We start from the raw sequence: 333 nt of genomic DNA, 5'->3' as shown, positions 1-333 counted from the left end.
GCGGCGAGCCAGTCCCGCAGGGTGATGGTGGTGGGGTTCCAGGCGCCGATGCTGAAGATCACCGGGACGGGTTCGGAGGTGCCGCGCGTCCTGAGGTGGTCGAGGACGAAACGCAGGGCCAGGATCGTCTTGCCCGAGCCGGATCTGCCCAGCACCACCAGCCGTCCGGACGGGATGCGCCGGAACGTCTCGGCGATATGGTCCAGCCGGCCGTCCAGGTCGAGGGGATCGGCCGGGGTCGTGTCCCCGGCTCGGCGCCGGAGGATGACACCCCAGTGGTCGGTCAGGGTCTCGGCGGCCGTCAGCCAGCGGACCGGCAGCGGGAAGGGATCC

1 pseudogene is annotated in these 333 nt (G+C 71.5%); it reads right to left on the bottom strand.

From position 1 onward, the window contains the following. Positions 1-333: pseudogene (locus ACLZOT_RS50985) on the bottom strand (hypothetical protein); the annotation flags it as partial.

This window comes from Streptomyces sp. 4F14 (assembly GCF_048159485.1).
Lineage (GTDB): Bacteria > Actinomycetota > Actinomycetes > Streptomycetales > Streptomycetaceae > Streptomyces.
Note: the sequence above shows the minus strand (reverse complement) of the source record. Positions and strands in the feature narration are given on the sequence as shown.